1 protein-coding gene is annotated in these 1504 nt (G+C 78.9%); it reads right to left on the bottom strand.

Annotation, left to right across the window (positions count from 1 at the left end):
* Positions 1-190: 190 nt before the first annotated feature.
* The gene (locus ACFWXO_RS30565; RefSeq protein WP_380527659.1) at positions 191-1180 is read right to left on the bottom strand and encodes a TIGR03619 family F420-dependent LLM class oxidoreductase; all 990 of its coding nucleotides are present in this window, start codon (positions 1178-1180) and stop codon (positions 191-193) included.
* Positions 1181-1504 lie beyond the last annotated feature (324 nt).

Here is a 1504-nt window from a genome sequence, read left to right as displayed (position 1 = left end):
CCCCGGCCGGGGGGGGGGGGGGGGCGGGCGCGCCCGCCGCCCCGCGGGCGGGGGGCGCCCCGGGGCCCCCGCCCCCGCCCCCCCCCCCCCGCCGCCGTACGGCCGTGCGTCCGGCGTATTCGGTGGGTCGGGGGCGCGGCGGTGTCGGACATGGTGGTGGTGCTCCTGGGCGGGCTCAAAACGGGGTACATCAGGAGGAACGGTCCGGTTGGGGCGGAGGGTTCAGTCCTGTTGCGGGTGTCGGGGCCAGGGTAGGGGACGGCGGGAGCGCCAGGGCGTCGCGGAACTCCCGGGCGAGGGAGAGGAACTCCTCCGGGGACCGCGCCGCGTGGTGCAGGTCGATCAGCGGCTCGGCGCCCAACTCCCGTACGGTGGAAGCCAGGTAGTGGGCGATCTGGGCGACCGTGCCGCGCTGGGGGACGTCGCCCTCGGGCGCCGGGCCGGCGGTGACCACCGGGTTCACCCGCAGCACCAGGCGCAGCGCCCCCGGATCGCGGCCGGCGGACCGGGCGGAGTCGCAGACGCGCTCCCAGAGCGGGCGCAGGGCGGGCAGCGGCAGGCCGACGCCCAGCCAGCCGTCGGCGCGCCGCCCGACCCGCTCCAGCGCGGCCGGACTCACCCCGCCCAACAGGACCGGAGGGCGCGGTCGTTGGGCCGGTCGGGCCAGGACGGTCGACGGCGGGACGGTCCACAGCGCACCGGTGTGCCGGACGTCGGCGCCCCCGGTCCAGAACGCCTCCAGCACGTCCAGGGTCTCCTCCAGCCGGGCCGCCCGGCCCCGCCACGGGACGCCGACCGCCCCGTACTCGTCCTCGGACCAGCCGAGTCCGAAGCCGACGTCGAGGCGGCCGTTGCTGAGCAGGTCGATCGTCGTCAGGGTGCGGGCGAGCAGGGCCGGGGGGTACCAGGGCGCGTTGAGCGTACTGGTGCCCAGGCGCGCCCGGCTCGTCGCGCCGGCGGCGGCGGTCAGCAGGGTGAGCGGGTCGAGGAAGGTCCGATGGCTCTCCGGAACGGCGCCGCTGCCGCCGGGGTACGGGGTCCGCGGGGCGTTGGCGACCAGGAGCCGGTCGGCCGTCCAGAGCCGGTCGTAACCGAGCGCCTCGGCCGCGGCGGCGACCCGGACGGTCAGGGCGGGGTCGGCGAAGCGGCCGTACTGGGGGAGGGCGAGTCCGAGCGGCATGGGGTGCTTCCGCCTTCCGTACGGGGGTCGGAGCACCCAGTGTCGGCCGACGGGTGCCCGGAACGCCAGGCGTCGGGGGCTCCCGCTGGACTCCCGTCGGGGCTTCTGCCGGGGCTGCCGTCGGGCGGGCGGCGCCGCCGGTTCCCGGAACCACTCGAAGGTGCCACCCGTGCGGCGTGTTCCTGGGGATCGCCGTCGGAATCGGCTGTTGTGGTGGGGGGGGGGGGGGGGGGGCCCCCCCCCCCCCCCCCCCCCCCCCCCCCCCCCCCGCGACCACCCCCCCCCCCCCCCCCCCCCCCCCACCGGCGCCGCACCCACGCGCAC

The sequence above is a fragment of the Kitasatospora sp. NPDC059088 genome, from assembly GCF_042738155.1.
GTDB lineage: Bacteria > Actinomycetota > Actinomycetes > Streptomycetales > Streptomycetaceae > Kitasatospora.
The sequence above is the reverse complement of the archived record's forward strand: the minus strand, read 5'-3'. Positions and strand labels throughout refer to the sequence as shown.

Coding starts and splice junctions, on each gene's coding strand:
- ACFWXO_RS30565 (WP_380527659.1), bottom strand. CDS start 1,180: ATGCCGCTCGGACTCGCCCTCCCCCAGTACGGCCGCTTCGCCGACCCC.